General features: G+C 64.2%; 11 protein-coding genes. 6 read left to right on the top strand and 5 right to left on the bottom strand.

Going from position 1 to position 14,419, the window contains the following annotated elements; translation table 11 throughout:
- Nucleotides 1-12: 12 nt before the first annotated feature.
- Nucleotides 13-2,181, top strand: coding sequence for a malate synthase G (locus tag QQK18_RS14585; RefSeq protein ID WP_284341084.1), 2,169 nt, complete (start codon nucleotides 13-15; stop codon nucleotides 2,179-2,181).
- Between the two features lie 25 nt (nucleotides 2,182-2,206).
- On the opposite strand, the gene ade is transcribed toward QQK18_RS14585, so the two are convergent.
- Nucleotides 2,207-3,916: an adenine deaminase gene (ade, locus tag QQK18_RS14580; RefSeq protein ID WP_284341083.1), complete on the bottom strand. Its 1,710-nt coding sequence runs from the start codon at nucleotides 3,914-3,916 to the stop codon at nucleotides 2,207-2,209.
- Nucleotides 3,917-3,985: 69 nt separating this feature from the next.
- Complete coding sequence (locus QQK18_RS14575; RefSeq protein WP_379996102.1) at nucleotides 3,986-5,194, bottom strand: ROK family transcriptional regulator; 1,209 nt, start codon at nucleotides 5,192-5,194, stop codon at nucleotides 3,986-3,988.
- Between the two features lie 415 nt (nucleotides 5,195-5,609).
- Between QQK18_RS14575 and QQK18_RS14570 the strand changes: the two genes are divergently transcribed.
- From QQK18_RS14570 to QQK18_RS14550, 5 genes are all read left to right on the top strand, one after another.
- Entirely contained in the window at nucleotides 5,610-6,635 is a 1,026-nt protein-coding gene (locus tag QQK18_RS14570) for a sugar ABC transporter substrate-binding protein (protein WP_284341081.1), read from the top strand.
- Nucleotides 6,636-6,712: 77 nt separating this feature from the next.
- A complete protein-coding gene (locus tag QQK18_RS14565) occupies nucleotides 6,713-7,789 on the top strand; it encodes an ABC transporter permease (RefSeq protein WP_284341080.1) in 1,077 nt (358 codons plus the stop codon).
- Between the two features lie 2 nt (nucleotides 7,790-7,791).
- Nucleotides 7,792-8,604 carry an ATP-binding cassette domain-containing protein gene (locus QQK18_RS14560; RefSeq protein ID WP_284341260.1) on the top strand — a complete coding sequence of 271 codons (813 nt, stop codon included), beginning with the start codon at nucleotides 7,792-7,794 and terminating at the stop codon, nucleotides 8,602-8,604.
- 159 nt (nucleotides 8,605-8,763) lie between these two features.
- Nucleotides 8,764-9,810, top strand: a complete 1,047-nt coding sequence (locus QQK18_RS14555) for an NAD(P)-dependent alcohol dehydrogenase (RefSeq protein ID WP_284341079.1) — start codon at nucleotides 8,764-8,766, stop codon at nucleotides 9,808-9,810.
- 4 nt (nucleotides 9,811-9,814) lie between these two features.
- Nucleotides 9,815-10,600 carry an SDR family NAD(P)-dependent oxidoreductase gene (locus QQK18_RS14550; RefSeq protein WP_284341078.1) on the top strand — a complete coding sequence of 262 codons (786 nt, stop codon included), beginning with the start codon at nucleotides 9,815-9,817 and terminating at the stop codon, nucleotides 10,598-10,600.
- 9 nt (nucleotides 10,601-10,609) lie between these two features.
- Here the strand turns inward: QQK18_RS14550 and QQK18_RS14545 are convergent, their stop codons facing one another.
- The 3 genes from QQK18_RS14545 to phnE form a co-directional block, all read right to left on the bottom strand.
- Nucleotides 10,610-12,043, bottom strand: coding sequence for an MFS transporter (locus tag QQK18_RS14545; RefSeq protein ID WP_284341077.1), 1,434 nt, complete (start codon nucleotides 12,041-12,043; stop codon nucleotides 10,610-10,612).
- A 195-nt stretch (nucleotides 12,044-12,238) separates the two neighbouring features.
- Nucleotides 12,239-12,946 (bottom strand): DUF1045 domain-containing protein, encoded by a 708-nt coding sequence (locus tag QQK18_RS14540; protein WP_284341076.1) that lies wholly within the window; start codon nucleotides 12,944-12,946, stop codon nucleotides 12,239-12,241.
- Between the two features lie 117 nt (nucleotides 12,947-13,063).
- Nucleotides 13,064-14,413 (bottom strand): phosphonate ABC transporter, permease protein PhnE, encoded by a 1,350-nt coding sequence (phnE, locus tag QQK18_RS14535; RefSeq protein ID WP_284341075.1) that lies wholly within the window; start codon nucleotides 14,411-14,413, stop codon nucleotides 13,064-13,066.
- Between the last annotated feature and the right edge of the window lie 6 nt (nucleotides 14,414-14,419).

The raw sequence follows: 14,419 nt of genomic DNA, 5'->3' as shown, positions 1-14,419 counted from the left end.
AAGGATGCGACCATGAGCGACTACCAGGAAAAATCCGGTCTCAAGGTTCATCCGCTCCTGGTAGATTTCATCGAGAACGAAGCGCTCCCCGGCACCGGTGTTTTCGCCGAACGGTTCTGGTCAGGCTTTGCCGGACTTGTCGGTGAGCATAGTGTGACCAACACGCGGCTGCTGGCCAAGCGCGACGAATTGCAAGGCCGCATCGACGACTGGCATCGGGCCCACGGCGCCATCGCCGGCGACCCTGTCGGCTATGAAACCTTCCTGCGCGAGATCGGCTATCTCGTCGATGAGCCGGCCGATTTCGAGATCGAAACGACGGGGCTCGACCCGGAGATCACCTCCCTCTGCGGCCCCCAGCTCGTGGTGCCGGTCTCCAACGCCCGCTACGCGCTGAACGCCGCCAATGCACGTTGGGGCAGCCTTTACGACGCCTATTACGGCACCGACGCCATCAGCCGTGAGGGAGAGCTTGCACCGGGCTCGTCCTACAATGCCACGCGCGGCCAGGCAGTGATCGACAAGGCGGCCGAATTCCTTGATCTCGCCTTTCCACTCGCTAAAGGCAGTCATAGAGAGGCGACGGCCTACGTGGTGGCCGAGCAGGCCGGGCTTGCCAATTTCGTCATCGACACCGCGGCCGGTCCGACAATGCTGAAGGACCCGTCCGCCTTCGCCGCTTATGGCCAGCAGGGCGAGCGTGCCGAGGTCGTATTGCGGCACAACGGGCTGCACGCCATCCTCGTCGTCGACAAGACCCACCCCATCGGCATCAGCCAGGCCTCAGGCCTTGCCGACGTCGTCGTCGAAAGTGCGCTGACCACCATTCAGGATTGCGAGGACTCGGTTGCGGCGGTCGATGCCGAGGACAAGGTCGATGTCTACCGCAACTGGCTGGGCCTGATGAACGGCACGCTCCAGGAGACTTTCGAGAAGAACGGGCGGACTATTTCCCGCAAGCTCCGCGCCGACAAGACCTATACCGATCCCGATGGCAAACCGCTGACCCTCAAGGGCCGCGCGCTGCTGCTGGTGCGCAATGTCGGGCACCTGATGACGACGAACGCCGTGCTCGATACCGCCGGCAGGCCGATCGGCGAGGGGCTGATGGATGCGGCCGTCACGGCGCTCTGCGCCATGAGCGACAAGGTCAACAGCCGTACCGGCGCCATCTACGTCGTCAAGCCCAAGATGCATGGGCCCGAGGAGGTCGCTTTTGCCTGCGATATCTTCGCCTCGGTTGAAAAGATGCTGGGCCTGCAACCGCTGACCATCAAGATCGGCATCATGGACGAGGAGCGGCGCACCTCCGCCAACCTCAAGGCCGCGATCTTCGAGGCCCGCCAGCGCGTCTTTTTCATCAACACCGGTTTTCTGGACCGCACCGGTGACGAGATCCACACTTCGATGGAAGCGGGCGCAGTGCTGCGCAAGGATGACATCAAGGCGGCGCGCTGGCTGCAGGCGTACGAGGACCGCAACGTCCTGATCGGCCTTGCGACCGGCTTTTCCGGCCGGGCGCAGATCGGCAAGGGCATGTGGGCGCGGCCCGAGGACATGGCCGCGATGCTGGAGGCCAAGGTCGCGCATCCGCAGTCGGGCGCCAACACAGCCTGGGTGCCCTCGCCGACCGCGGCGACGCTCCATGCGCTGCACTATCACATGGTCGACGTGTTCGAGGCACAGAAGGTCCGCCGTGGCGAACCACTGCCGCCGCTTGCTGAACTCTTCTCGATGCCGGTGCTCGAGCCCTTCGCACTGTCGCGCGAGGAGATCGTGCGCGAGCTCGAGAATAACGCCCAGGGCATCCTCGGCTATGTCGTGCGCTGGGTGCAGCAGGGAGTGGGCTGCTCAAAGGTGCCCGACATCAACAACGTGGCGCTGATGGAAGACCGGGCGACCTGCCGCATCTCTTCGCAAGCGGTCGCCAACTGGCTGCGGCATGGGCTCGTCTCCAAGGACGAGGTGACCTCGGTCTTCGAGCGCATGGCGGCGGTCGTCGACAAGCAGAACGAGGGAGACCCTCTCTATCGGCCCATGTCGGAGAACTTCCAGTCTGTTGCCTTCCAGGCCGCACTCGACCTCGCTCTCCACGGCGCTGATCAGCCCTCCGGCTATACCGAACCGGTTCTCCATGCCCGGCGCGCGCAGGTGAAGGCGCGACAGGCGAGAAGCGGATAGCAATGGCGAATAGGAATAGAAGACGCTAGCTCACGAAGTCGAACGCATCGACGTCGAAGAGGCCGCGGTCGGTCATCTTCAGGTGCGGGATGACGGGCAGGGCGAGGAAGGCCACCTGCAGGAAAGGTTCCGGCAGCGTGCAGCCCAGCGCCTTTGCCGCCTCGCGCAGGCCATGCAGGTCGTGGGTGACCGCCTCGAAGGATTTGAGGCTCATGAGGCCTGCGATGGGCAGCGCCAGCTCGGCGGTGATCGCTCCGTCGTCGGCGACGGCAAAGCCCCCGCCCATCTCGATCAGCCGGTTGACGGCGCTGGCCATGTCGGCGTCGCTCGCCCCGATGACGGTGATGTTGTGGCTGTCGTGGCCGACCGAGGAGGCGATGGCGCCGCGCTTGAGGCCGAAGCCGGTCACGAACCCTCGGCCGATATTGCCGTTCTTGCCGTGCCGTTCGATGACGGCGACCTTGATGACGTCGGCGTTAAGGTCCGGCTCGAGGCCGTTCTCGCCAGAGGCGAGCGTTGCGCTTTCGCGATAAGTCAGGATCAGGCCGGGCTTGACACCGATGACCGGGGTTTCGTTGCGGCCGGGCTCGTTGTGCACGAGAAAAGCCCCGGCAGTGACAGGGGTTGCCTTCATCGAGGCCAGCCCAACCGGGGCCACTTCGCTGCGCGCGGCAAAAAGCTCCGGCGTCACCAGCCGGCCCGCGGCAACGACGTCCGAGACCCGGCAATCTTCGAGGCTGTCGAGGAGCGCGATATCGGCCCGCCAGCCGGGCGCCAGAAGTCCGCGATCCCTCAACCCGAAGATGCGCGCTGCCGAATGGCTGGCTGCACGGTAGACGTGGTGGAGCGGCCGTCCTTTGGCAATAAGGCGCCGGATGGATGAGTCGAGATGCCCTTCCTCGGCAATGTCGAGCGGATTGCGGTCATCGGTGCACAGTGCAACGAAGCTCGACGTGTTCTCATCGAGCACCTCGGCCAACGCGTTGAGATCCTTGGAGACCGATCCCTCGCGAATAAGGATCGCCATGCCCTTTGAAAGCTTCTCGCGCGCTTCGGCAGCTGTGGTCGCCTCGTGATCGGTGCGGATGCCGGCGGCAAGATAACCATTGAGGCCTTGCCCTGAGAGCAGCGGCGCGTGACCATCGATATGGCCGTCCTGGAATGCCGCAAGTTTGGCGAGGATGCCGGCATCGAGCGCGAGAACGCCGGGGAAATTCATCATCTCGGCAAGGCCGATAACCTTGCGGTGGTCGCGGAAGGGCAGGAGGTCGGCGATCTCGAGAGCTGCCCCCGACGTCTCGAAGGCCGTTGCCGGTACGCAGGACGAGAGGTTGACGCGCACATCCATGACGGTGCGCTCGGCACAATCCAGAAAATAGCGGATGCCCTGCGCGCCGAGCACGTTGGCGATCTCGTGCGGGTCACAGATAACGGTCGTTACCCCATGAGGCAGCACGCAACGATCGAACTCGAGCGGCGTGACGAGCGAGGACTCGATGTGCAGGTGCGTGTCGATGAAGCCGGGAACGGCAAAGCGCCCGCGCCCGTCGATTTCAGCCTTGCCTTCGTAACGGTGATGGGTGCCGACGATGCGATCGCCGACGATGGCGATGTCGGTGTCGCTGACTTGCCCGGTAACGACATCGAGGAGCCTGACGCCCCGTATAACGAGGTCCGCCGGGATCTTGCCCTGTCCGGCCTCGATCATACGGGAAAGCATAGCCTGCGATGTCATACGAACGTCCCTGCTGTTTTGCCGGAGCCTCAACTCACCCGATCGTCAGGTCAAGCCCGGACTAAGCCGTCAGGCGTCCTTGAACAGCACTTCGCGGTCCTGGGTGAAATTGGCAAGGAGCGGCAGGCAGGCGCCGCCGATCTCGCGGGCGCCGGAGCCGAGAGTGCCCTCGATCAGGGAGAAATCGGCGAGGCCCTGCAGGTCGAAGCCGGCGATCAGCTCACGTGTGCGCTCGATGAGCCGCGTGCGCACGGAAAGCGGGAAGGCGCCGTCGAGGATGACGGTGCCGAAATCGATGATCGAGACGGCGGTGACGATGGCCTGGGCGAGGTCGCGGGCACTCGCCTCGATCCACTCATTGAGCGGTGCGCCGAGATCGCCCCATGTATCGGGGTCGCGCCAGAGTACGGCGGGATCGGCGCCGTTGGCAGCGAGCTTTTCGGCCAGTACATAGATCGAGGCGGTCTTCAGGATCTGTTGGAAGCCGCCCCCAGGGGCGGGCACGGGCAGCGGACCGACGGCGCCTGCATAGCCGGTACGGCCAGGGAACAGGTGCCCATTCAGCACCACGCCGCCGCCGATGAAGGAACCGATGAAGATATAGAGGAAATCCTCGTGCTTGGTGCCCTGGCCCAGCACCAGTTCGGCGGCGCAGGCGGCCGTGCCGTCATTGTGGAAATAGACCGGCCAGGGTGAAACTCCGGCGATGCTTGCCTGAACATCGGTCTCGCGCCAGGCCTCGAGCACGTCGGGTGGCGCCGCGAACTGGCTTTCCCAGTTCCAGATTTCGAAGGGCGATGCGATGCCGAAACCGGCGATGCGGGCGCGCTCGGTCCCGGCGAGGCTTCCGCCCAGTTCATCAATGCCGCGCTGCGCCAGCGCAACGACGCTATGCGGTGTCGGGTAGGGGTGGGGCTCGTGAATCCTGCCGAGGGCATTGCCCTCGAAATCGAGCAACACGACGTCGCTCGAGCGCCGGCCGACCTTCAATCCGAGGAAGAATGCCCCGCGCGGTTCGAGCGCGTAGGGGACGAGCGGCTGACCAACCCGGCCGCGCAGCGGCGCCAGGCGCTTCAGCAGGCCATCGGCCTCCAGCTGATTGACGATGATGGAGACGGTCTGAGGAGAAAGGCCGGTCGTCCTGGCGATCTCGGCCTTGGGCAGGTTCCGGTGCCGGCGGATGAGCGAAAGCACCAGGCGCTCGTTGTAGAGCCGGCCGCCAGCCTGGTTCGTCCCCCGGTTCAACGCCCCCGGTTTGCCGCGGCCGGCCTGGTTCATTGCGGTAGACACGGCCACGCTCCGCCAACGTTCATGCGAACGTTCCTGGCCGCATTCCGCCCGGGAATGCAATCGATTTCATGCACTTGCCGTCCTCCCTGACACAAACGATGCGACACAGCCGGTACGGCTGTCAATTAATAAATCTATTGGATAAACTAATTGACAGCCTCAAATCGATCTGTTGGAGTGCATGAGGTTGGCGCCGGAGGAGGCGCGAGAGGAGAGCAACGCAAAGCGCGAACGCCACGACGAACCACGCTGGCAGGCGCAATCACATAACCAGTTCCATCTCAACACCTCCGGACCGGAAGCAGAGGCTCACGGCTGGAGGGCTGAGGGGAGACGCAATCTCCGGCGTGCGCGGACCGCGCGATCGGGGCATCAAGATTTCATCGAAAGGGAGGAAAAATCGATGGGTAGGTTCATGAAGATCGCGGCCGCGGGGGCCGTGATGATGGGGCTGATGGGCGGCTCTGCCACCTACGGCCAGGAAATCGTCGGGCTCATCACCAAGACCGAAGGCAATCCGTTCTTCGTCAAGATGCGCGAGGGCGCCCAGGCCAAGGCTGACGAACTGGGCTTGCAACTGCGTACGGCGGCGGGCCAGTTCGATGGCGACAATGACAGCCAGGTGGCGGCGATCGAGAACCTGATCTCGGCCGGTGCTATCGGCTTTGCCATCGTGCCTTCGGATTCGAGCGCCATCGTGCCGACTATCCAGCAGGCGCGTGACGCGGGCCTGCTGGTCATCGTGCTGGATACCCCGCTCGATCCGATCGACGCGGCGGATGCGACCTTCGCCACCGACAACCGCAAGGCCGGGCAGCTTATCGGCGAGTGGGCAGCGGGCACGCTCGGCGACGAGGCGGCGAACGCCAAGATCGCGCTCCTCGACCTGTCGCCCAATCAGCCGACGGTCGACTATTTGCGCAATCAGGGGTTCCTCGAAGGCTTCGGCGTCGATGTCAAGGATCCCAACCTGATCGGCGATGAGGATGACCCGCGCATCTGCGGTTCGGAAGTGACGGGCGGCGCCGAGGACGGCGGGCGCACGGCCATGGAAACGCTACTGCAGAAGTGCCCTGACATCAACGTCGTCTATACCATCAACGAGCCGGCGGCGGCCGGGGCCTATGAAGCGCTGCGCGCGGTCGGGAAGGACGACGGCTCAGTGCTGATCGTTTCAGTGGACGGCGGGTGCCCCGGCGTCCAGAATGTGAAAGACGGCGTGATCGGCGCGACCAGCCAGCAATATCCGCTGCTGATGGCATCGATGGCCATGGAAGCGATCAAGAACTTCGCCGAAACGGGTGAAAAGCCGACGGTGACCGAAGGTCTCGATTTCTTCGATACCGGCGCAACGCTGGTTACGGACGCACCGGTCGAAGGCGTCGAATCGATCGATACCGATGAGGGCATGGAGCTCTGCTGGGGCTGACCTGCCGAGCGGACGAGATCGGAAGGGGCGCGCATGCGGCCCTTCCTGCCCTACGAATCCTTGGGAGGGGATAGCTCATGAGTGACGACGCAGCCGGCTCGACGCTGGCGGAGAAGGGATTGAACGCCGGCGCTCACGACGTCGCCAGTTTCGAGGATACGCGGCACGGGCCGCTCCGCCGGATACAGGGTTTCCTGCACAGCTACCCGACGGCGATCCCATTTATCGTCCTCATTGTCGGCATCCTGATCTTCACCATTGCCGCCGGCACCCGGTTCTTTGCGCCCTTCAACCTGTCTCTGGTGCTGCAGCAGGTGACCATCATCGGCGTGCTAGGCATCGCCCAGACGCTCATCATCCTCACCGCCGGCATCGACCTTTCGGTCGGGGCCATCATGATCCTGTCGTCCATCGTCATGGGACGGCTGTCGGTGGTGGCGGGTGTGCCGGTCGAGATCAGCTTCGTTCTCGGACTTCTGACCGGCCTAGCCTGCGGCTTCGTCAACGGCGTGCTGGTGGCGCTGGTGCGGCTGCCGCCATTCATCGTCACCCTCGGCACCTGGTCGATCTATGGGGCGCTGATCATCCTCATATCGAGGTCCGAGACCATTCGTTCGCAGGATATCGCGGCGATCGCCCCGATGCTGCAGTGGATGGGCGCGCGCGTCGCGCTCGGGGGAGGGGCGATCCTCACGGCCGGGTCGATCGTCATGATCCTCCTGGCCTGCCTCGTCTGGTACATCCTCAACCACACCGCGTTCGGGCGGCACATCTATGCCACGGGCGATGATCCCGAGGCGGCGCGGCTCGCCGGCATCAACACCAAGGCGACGCTTATCGGCGTCTATTCCATCGCCGGGCTCATCTGTGCCGTGGCCGGTTGGGTGGTCATCGGGCGGATCGGAGCGGCAAGCCCGCTTGCCGGACAGAATGCCAACCTCGATGCCATTACCGCGGTCGTCATCGGCGGCACTTCGCTCTTCGGCGGGCGCGGCTCGATCATCGGCACGCTGATCGGCGCGCTAATCGTCGGCATTTTCCGCAACGGCCTCGCGCTCGCGGGCGTCGACGTGCTCTGGCAGGAGTTTGCTGTCGGCGGACTCATCATCGTCGCGGTTACCATCGACCAGTGGATCAGGAAGATCTCCGCATGAGCATGGACACGCAACCGGCCAGCCTTTCCGCCACGCCCATCGCCGGGCCGAATCCGATCATCGAGGCGAGGGGGCTCGTCAAGCGTTACGGCCGCGTCGTCGCCCTCGACCACGCCGATTTCGACCTGATGCCGGGCGAGATCCTGGCGGTCATCGGCGACAACGGAGCGGGCAAGTCGACGCTGATCAAGGCGCTCTGCGGAGCGGTGATTCCGGATGCCGGCACGATCAAGATCGACGGAAGTCCCGTCCATTTCGCTTCGCCCATGGACGCGCGCAAGGCGGGCATCGAGACGGTCTACCAGAACCTGGCGCTCTCGCCGGCGCTCTCGATCGCCGACAACATGTTTCTCGGCCGCGAAATGCGCAAGGGTGGACCCTTCGGGCGGTTCCTGCGCCTGCTGGACCGGGGCGAAATGAACCGGCGGGCTCGCGCCAAGCTCTCGGAACTCGGCTTGATGACCATCCAGAACATCAACCAATCGGTCGAAACGCTCTCGGGCGGCCAGAGGCAAGGCGTTGCGGTGGCACGAGCTGCAGCATTCGGTTCCAAGGTCGTCATCATGGACGAGCCGACGGCCGCGCTCGGCGTCAAGGAGAGCCGGCGTGTGCTCGAGCTCATCCTCGACGTCAAGCGGCGCGGCCTGCCCATCGTCCTCATCTCGCACAACATGCCGCACGTGTTCGAGGTCGCCGACCGTATTCACATCCATCGGTTGGGCAAGCGCCTCGCGGTCATCAACCCGAAGGACTTTACGATGTCCGACGCGGTCGCGATCATGACCGGCGCGATGAAGCCCCCGGGAATGACCTGATCTTCAGGTGATGCCGGCCTGCGAGAGGCAGTTTTCTGCGCTTCCGGTGCTCACGTACTTTGGAGTACGCTGCGCTCCGGTTCTCGTAAACCGCCTCTCTCGACTCGGCCTGACCTGAAGCTCAGGCCATTCCTGCCAACCGATGCTTCTGGATAAGATATGAGCCAAGTCCGTGCCCTCGTTCTCGAACGCCAGCATGAGCTGGCCCTGCGCGATATCGAGCTGCCGCTCGAGGTCGGTCCCGGGATGGTCAAAGTCGCCATCCACACGGTCGGCGTGTGTGGGTCGGACGTCCACTACTATACGCATGGCAAGATTGGTCCTTTTGTCGTCAAGGAGCCCATGGTCCTCGGCCACGAGGCGGCGGGCACCGTCGTCGAGGTCGGCGAGGGGGTGACGCATCTCAAGGTCGGTGACCGCGTGTGCATGGAGCCGGGTATTCCCGATCCCAATTCCAAGTCGAGCCGGCTGGGCATGTACAATGTCGATCCGGCAGTCCGCTTCTGGGCGACCCCACCCGTGCATGGCGTGCTGACGCGCGAAGTCGTGCATCCGGCCAACTACACCTTCAAGCTGCCCGACAACGTCTCGTTTGCCGAAGGGGCGATGGTCGAGCCGTTCGCCGTCGGCATGCAGGCAGCGCACAAAGCCAGGATTGCACCGGGCGATACCGCCGTGGTGCTGGGCGCGGGTCCGATCGGCACCATGGTCGCCATCGCCGCGCTCGCCGGTGGGTGCGCCAGGGCGATCGTTGCCGACCTCGCCCAGCCCAAGCTCGACATCGCAGCGCGCTATCAGGGCGTCATTCCGGTCAACATCCGGGAAAAATCCATCATCGAGGAGGTCAGGCGGCTGACCGACGACTGGGGCGCCGACGTCGTCTTCGAATGCTCGGGTTCACCCAAAGCCTGGGAAACGATCATGGACCTGCCGCGTCCGGGTGGCGCCATCGTCGTCGTCGGCCTGCCGGTGGAGCCCGTAGCGGTCGACATCGCCGCCGCCTCCACCAAGGAGCTGCGCATCGAGAACGTATTCCGCTACGCCCACCAATATGAGCGCGCTATCGCGTTGATGGGGTCGGGGCGGGTGGATCTGAAGCCGCTGATTTCGGAGACGTTCACCTTCGAGGACTCGGTCAAGGCGTTCGACAGGGCCGTGGAGGGCCGCCCTGGCGACGTCAAGCTGCAGATCAGGATGGTGGAGTAATCCCATGGATCTCGGACTTTCCGGCAAAGTGGCGGTTATTACCGGCGGAACGGTCGGTATCGGGCTGGCGGTGGCCGAGGGACTGGCGGCCGAAGGCGCCAGTCTTGTGCTGGTCGGGCGGAACGAGGAACGTGGCAGCGCTGAAGCAACGCGCATTGCCGAGGCGTTCGGCGTCTCGACCATCGCTGTCGCCGCGGATGTCGCGACGGCTGAGGGATGCGATGCCGTCGTATCCGAAACGCACGCGGCCTTCGGCGGCGCTGACATCCTTATCAACAATGCCGGCACTGGTTCCAACGAGACCATCCTCGAAGCGGACGACGGCAAGTGGCAGTACTACTGGGACCTGCACGTGATGGCTGCCGTGCGGCTCGCGCGCGGCATCGTTCCGACAATGAAGGCGCGTGGCGGTGGGGTGGTGGTCCACAACGCCTCGATCTGTGCGGTACAGCCCTTGTGGTACGAGCCGATCTACAACACCACCAAGGCGGCGCTGATGATGTTCTCCAAGACGCTGGCCAACGAGGTGGTCGGCGACAACATCCGCGTCAACTGCGTCAATCCCGGCTTGGTCCTCACCCCCGACTGGATCAAGACGGCAAAGCAGTTGCATGGCGAAGACGGGTATCAAGCCTATCTGCAGTCGGTCGCCGACGAGGCCGGCGGCATGAAGCGGTTCGCCTCGCCCGAGGAACTGGCGAATTTCTTCGTGTTCCTGTGCTCGGACAAGGCCAGCTACTCGACCGGGTCGACTTATTTCGTCGATGGCGGATGGCTGAAGACTGTGTAGGAAACCCGTCTACTCGGCCGGCTCCTCCACCGCGACCAACTGCTCGCCGCGCACGATCGTCCAGACGATCGGGATCGCCACGAGTGGCACCAGGGTAAACAGACTAAAGAGCCAAGTGGAGGCGTTGACGAGTGCCGCGGTGGTCTGTGCCGACGCGAGGCCAGCGGCGTTGACGATGACACCGGCGACAGCGGCGCCCAACCCGGCAGCGAAAGCCTGGGTCATCGAAATCGACGCCGTGGTTACATCGCCTTCGCCTTCCGGGGCCGCGCGCAGCAGACGGGTCGACAGATGCGGCCATGAAATGCCGATGCCGGCACCAAGCAGGATCAGTGCGATGCCGACCGGAAGCAGCGGCAGCAGATCGCCATTGCGATTGTCGAGCCCGAGGAAGAGGGCAAGCCCGACCGTCGCGACGGCCTGGAAGGTCGGGCCGAGCACGAGGACGATGCGCGCTCGCGCGCCGGTCCAGCTCGAGGCCACGACGGAGCCCGAGCTCCACCCGAGGGCGACGAGGGCCACCATGTAGCCGGCGATCAGCGGCGATTGGCCATGCAGGTTCTGGACGAACAGCGGCACGAAAATATCGCAGATGATGGCGAGATTGACTAGCAGCATGGCGGCAAGAAGCGGAGCGAGTCTGCTGCTAGGCGCAAAGGTGCCTCGTGGAAGAAGATGGCTTTTGCTGCGCTGGTCGAGGACGCCCAGTACAACGATGGCCAGCACCGCCAGCACAATGAGCAGCGCGGACGTCGGCACGTTCTCGGTCAGGATCGAGGCGAGGGAAACGGCGAGTACGGCGCCAACGAGCAGCAGGATCTGGGGAACAGGAAAAGACGACATGCCGGCCTCGCCGCTCCTTGCCGGGATCACGCGAAAAGCGAAGACGCCGAGGAGGGCGGCCAGTGGTACCAGGAGCCAGAAGGCCCAACGCCAGGCGTCGAGACTGGCGAATACACCGCCGATCGCTGGGCCGATCAGAGTCGAGACACCCCAGACGCTCGAGATCAGTGCGAAGGCGCGGCCCCACAGCGCCTCGGGAAAGACAATGCGGATCATGGCGTAGCTCATCGCGGTGATCAGCCCGCCACCGAAGCCCTGCACCGCCCGGCCGACAAGCATTACCTGCATGTTGGGCGCGGCCCCGCAAATGAGGCTGCCCAGGGCAAAACTCAATGCGGCCAGCACGTAGCTGCCCCTCGGACCGATGCCGAAGGGCCGGACCGCCGCAAAGATCGCGGCAACGATCGACGCGACGATGAACACCGTGGTGTTCCAGGCAAAGAGCTCCAGGCCCCCGATGTCGGCGACAACCGACGGCAGCAGGGTCGAGCCGATGAAGGTTTCGATGGCCTGGAGGCCGACGCCGCCGGCAAAGACGACGACCGCGAGAGCACGGCCTTCGGCAAACATCATGCGCCAGCCCTGTTGATCTGCGCTCATCGTTGGGTCCTCAACCTGCTCAGACTTCGACATTTTGGAGCCGGAGAGGCCGATGCCCACCGGAATCACGTTAGTCTCTACAACCTCAAGTGCAGTTGAGGTAAAGGGGGAAATGAGTGTTCCCGTCGAAGGGACATTGCGCCGTCGGTCCGTATGGATCGAGGTATGTTAGGCGGTGGGGCTGGCGTTTGTCACTCAGGCGCTGCGCAAGGCGCGCAGCTCGGCCAGCCTGTGCACCGAATGGATACACATGGGCGCGTTGGGCTCGGGCTCATAAAAGAGCGCAAGCTGATCGATCAGCAGCGGCGCGCTGGTCAGCGTGCCGAAATAGCGTTTGAGGACCGTCAGCACGTAGGTTTGCTCGTTCTGGGGCACGGGTCCGGTCAGGCTCATGTGGAAGCGGTAGTCGTCGAGGACAAAGGGGTGTCCCCAGGCGAGGAGGTTGGCGTGCTGTCGGTCGGTCAACCGGAGCGGATAGCGCCGCTCCAATTCACCCTCGCTCATGGGCGCCCGGAAATGATCGAAGCTCATCACGACTTCCGCGGCAAGCGCATTGACCTCCGGCGAAGGGGCGTCGGGCAAGAGGCAGAAGAAGCTGTCGAGCAGGCGGATGTCGGTACGAGGGATGAGGAGAGAAGGTCGCTGGCGGGTAAAGCGCGCCAGAGCCCTGGCCAGGGCCTCGATCGAAAAGCCTTCCACGAGTTGGAAAGGCGCTCGCAGCGTGCCATGGAAGCCGAAGCGCCGCACCGGCGCAGTCAGGAACGCGCGGTCCTCCTCGATCAGGCCTTCGACGCCACCGCTCTTGACGCGTTCGCCCGTATAGGCGTCGCGGCCCAGCCAGCGCGTCGCCGCCACAGTCAGCGGATTGTTGCGGGCAGGAATGAAGTAGATGGCACAACGCATGATCGGGTACTTCCAGAATCTGTTCTGGCTAGCTGATCCGTGTGACAACCGCGCGAAAACGCCCCGAGGCCGAATCACAAATGCGCGTGGCTGAAGGTTTTCCCCAGGTGGGGACGCTCAGCGGGAGGCGCGCCCGATGAGCCGGGAGCGGATGGCGTTGGAAATGCCGTCGAAGACGTAGACGACGACGAGTATGAGGCAGACCATATAGGCGACGTTCTCCCAGTCGGCATTGGTGCGCATGGCTTCGAGGAGTTTGAGACCAATGCCGCCAGCACCGACCGCGCCGATGATGGTGGCGCCGCGGGTATTGGACTCCCAGAAGTAGAGCGCCTGGGAGGCAAAGGCCGGCAGGACCTGCGGCATCACGCCGTAGCGCTGGACGCTCATCGGGCCGGCGCCGACGGACTTCACGCCCTCGCGCTGCTTGTCGTCGATGTTTTCGAGCGTTTCCGAATAGAGCTTGCCGAAGGTGCCGGTGTCGGTCACGAAGATCGCCGATATGCCGGCCAGCGGTCCGGGGCCGAAGCCGCGCACGAACACCAGCGCCCAGATCAGCATGTCGACCGACCGGGTGAAGTCGAAGAAGCGCTTGGTGATCCAGCTGAGCGGGCGGTTGCGGGTGATGTTGCGGGCGGCGATGAAGGCGAGCGGGAAAGCGAGGAGGCAGGCAAAGAGCGTGCCGACGAAGGCCATGACGATGGTCTGCAGCAGCTTGTTGAAGACGTCGCCGTGCTGCCATTCGGAATTGGTGAGGAACTCGCTGATGATCAGCGACAGGTTCGATCGGGCCGGATCGATACGTTCGGACGAGACGGCCGAAGCAATCAGCTCGGGCGGGCTCATGTCCCAGAAGGGAGACTGGGTGTCGAACCAGAAGTTCTCCCAGCCGAAAAAGCGGCGGCGGATGAGCACCTGGGTGTTGCGGATCTCGGCCGAACCGGCAAAGCCGAAATGGACGGTGACGCGGCCGTTCTTTTCTTCGAACGCAGCCGGGGCATCGGGCGGCATTACCGCCGCACCGTCGGTCAACGCCACGCCGTACGGTGTACCGGCGAGATAAACGAGGACCTCTCTCGGGGCGATCTCGACGCGGTCGGCAAAGTCGCGGAAGGTGACGGCATCACGCCCGTCGGGCAGCCTCAGCATCCAGTCAGGATCAGGGTTCTCGCCCAGGGGCGAGAAGCGCTGATGCTCGATCTCGACGACGCCGCCGTCGCGGAAGCGATAGCGCGGCTGGGCTTCCCAGGTCACCCAATCGGCAAGATAGGGAACGGTGCGATCCCAGCGACCCTCGGCGATGGTGGTGCCGATATCGAAGAAGAACCAGCAGAAGACCGCATAGGCGATGGTGCCAAGGATGACGAGCGGACCGGCGATGCGCTTGACAAGGCTGGGGCGGAGCACCTTCGCGTGCGCTTCGCGCAAGGCCTGGCGTTCGGTGTTGGTCAGGGTGATCGCGCTCATCTCTTT

Source organism: Devosia nitrariae (genome assembly GCF_030160115.1).
Lineage (GTDB): Bacteria > Pseudomonadota > Alphaproteobacteria > Rhizobiales > Devosiaceae > Devosia > Devosia nitrariae.
Note: the sequence above shows the minus strand (reverse complement) of the source record. Positions and strands in the feature narration are given on the sequence as shown.